The sequence below is a fragment of the Acinetobacter sp. YH12023 genome (assembly GCF_013420135.1).
Classification (GTDB): Bacteria; Pseudomonadota; Gammaproteobacteria; order Pseudomonadales; family Moraxellaceae; genus Acinetobacter; species Acinetobacter amyesii.
This window is the reverse complement of record NZ_VOYU01000032.1, coordinates 1-2,267: the sequence shown is the minus strand read 5'-3', so window position 1 is coordinate 2,267 and position 2,267 is coordinate 1. Positions and strand designations below refer to the sequence as shown.

Annotated in this window: 3 protein-coding genes; 2 read left to right on the top strand and 1 reads right to left on the bottom strand. The window is 56.2% G+C overall.

Translation table 11 applies throughout. The features are described from left to right. Nucleotides 1-198 precede the first annotated feature (198 nt). A complete protein-coding gene (aac(3)-IId, locus tag FTT92_RS16555; protein ID WP_000557454.1) occupies nucleotides 199-1,059 on the top strand; it encodes an aminoglycoside N-acetyltransferase AAC(3)-IId in 861 nt (286 codons plus the stop codon). Between the two features lie 12 nt (nucleotides 1,060-1,071). Beyond that, nucleotides 1,072-1,614 (top strand): AAA family ATPase, encoded by a 543-nt coding sequence (locus tag FTT92_RS16550; RefSeq protein WP_000587837.1) that lies wholly within the window; start codon nucleotides 1,072-1,074, stop codon nucleotides 1,612-1,614. A gap of 407 nt (nucleotides 1,615-2,021) precedes the next feature. On the opposite strand, the gene FTT92_RS16885 is transcribed toward FTT92_RS16550, so the two are convergent. After that, nucleotides 2,022-2,267, bottom strand: a 246-nt coding sequence (locus FTT92_RS16885) for a hypothetical protein (RefSeq protein ID WP_206299284.1), incomplete at its 5' end; no start/stop codon positions are given.

The window sequence follows — 2,267 nt, the reverse complement described above, 5'->3', positions numbered from 1 at the left end:
CTAGACAAAATGACACCAAATGAGTTTTACTATGATCAGCTACCCCAACAAAACAAGGTGGCTTAACTAGAGCGGAATATCACTTATAAATACGCTTTTAGTTGTTCAAACAAGTGGGACCACCTCTATATCTCGATAGGTATAGTAGAGTGATATCTCGATAGGTATAGTGTTTTGCAGTTTAGAGGAGATATCGCGATGCATACGCGGAAGGCAATAACGGAGGCGCTTCAAAAACTCGGAGTCCAAACCGGTGACCTCTTGATGGTGCATGCCTCACTTAAAGCGATTGGTCCGGTCGAAGGAGGAGCGGAGACGGTCGTTGCCGCGTTACGCTCCGCGGTTGGGCCGACTGGCACTGTGATGGGATACGCGTCGTGGGACCGATCACCCTACGAGGAGACTCTGAATGGCGCTCGGCTGGATGACGAAGCCCGCCGTACCTGGCTGCCGTTCGATCCCGCAACAGCCGGGACTTACCGTGGGTTCGGCCTGCTGAATCAATTTCTGGTTCAAGCCCCCGGCGCGCGGCGCAGCGCGCACCCCGATGCATCGATGGTCGCGGTTGGTCCGCTGGCTGAAACGCTGACGGAGCCTCACGAACTCGGTCACGCCTTGGGGGAAGGATCGCCCGTCGAGCGGTTCGTTCGCCTTGGCGGGAAGGCCCTGCTGTTGGGTGCGCCGCTAAACTCCGTTACCGCATTGCACTACGCCGAGGCGGTTGCCGATATCCCCAACAAACGGTGGGTGACGTATGAGATGCCGATGCTTGGAAGAGACGGTGAAGTCGCCTGGAAAACGGCATCGGATTACGATTCAAACGGCATTCTCGATTGCTTTGCTATCGAAGGAAAGCCGGATGCGGTTGAAACTATAGCAAATGCTTACGTGAAGCTCGGTCGCCATCGAGAAGGTGTCGTGGGCTTTGCTCAGTGCTACCTGTTCGACGCGCAGGACATCGTGACGTTCGGCGTCACCTATCTTGAGAAGCATTTCGGAACCACTCCGATCGTGCCTCCGCACGAGGCCGTCGAGCGCTCTTGCGAGCCTTCAGGTTAGAGGCCGTCGACAATGATAATCTGGATCAACGGACCTTTCGGCGCCGGAAAGACGACGCTCGCTAAGCGGCTGCGCGATCGGCGTTCCAAATCGCTGATCTTTGACCCCGAGGAAATCGGGTTCGTGGTGAAAGAAACGGTCCCCATGCCAGCGAGCGGAGACTATCAGGATCTCCCCTTGTGGAGGGGACTTACGATCGCGGCGGTCAGGGAGATTCGAAGGAATTACTCGCAGGACATCATCATCCCAATGACGCTCGTGCACCCGGACTATCTGACTGAGATACTCGACGGGGTAAGGCGGATCGACGATCAGCTGCTGCACATCTTTCTGACGCTCAACGAGGACCTATTGCGTCACCGGATCGCGAACCAGACCATGCATCCTGACCCGAATCGAAATGCGGAGATTCGAGAGTGGCGATTAGCGAATGTCGCCCGATGCTTGGCCGCAAGGGAACGGCTTCCATGCACAACCCGTGTTCTCGATAGTGGTGCACACACCAGCGATGAACTCGCAGCGATGGTGCTCGACGGAATCGATGGGCGCACCTGATCGCCTTCGACGCCTGCGCAAAGCGTAGCGCGAGGGTGGCGGGCTCACGACCAAACGCCCAGAGGTCGATCATCGCAGGGATGTTTGGCTTTGTGGTGCGGACGACGGGACTCGAACCCGTACTCTCACAGAGAAGCAGATTTTCGTACCACCTCGACTTTCGCCGCCGTCTGATGACGTTCGTGGTCTGGACTGTCCCTTCGCCATTGCCCGAAGGCTTTAGGCGCCGCCCGTCCAGTCTCTACACCTTCCCCCGAAGGGGCTTGGCTCGGGATTGGCTTAGGGTATTGCCCGTTAGCGTTCCCCGACTTTGAGCGGTTCTACTCCGCGGATTTCCCCGCGGGCACTCCAATTTTAAAGTCTGCTGCGTCTACCGATTTCGCCACGTCCGCCTTTTTTCGCCGTTCCTAGCGCTCGTGCGATGCACCTATGTTGCACCTAGCGCCGAATCGTTCTTCGTCATCCTGAAAAACCACGTCTCCTAAAGCCTTGCATAGCTTATCTTTTCTCCACCACGAACTTTTTTGGGCACTGTTGCAAATAGTCGGTGGTGATAAACTTATCATCCCCTTTTGCTGATGGAGCTGCACATGAACCCATTCAAAGGCCGGCATTTTCAGCGTGACATCATTCTGTGGGCCGTACGCTGGTAC

Excerpts from the sequence above, each read along its gene's own strand:
- FTT92_RS16550 (WP_000587837.1), top strand. The coding sequence starts at position 1,072 with ATGATAATCTGGATCAACGGACCTTTCGGCGCCGGAAAGACGACGCTC.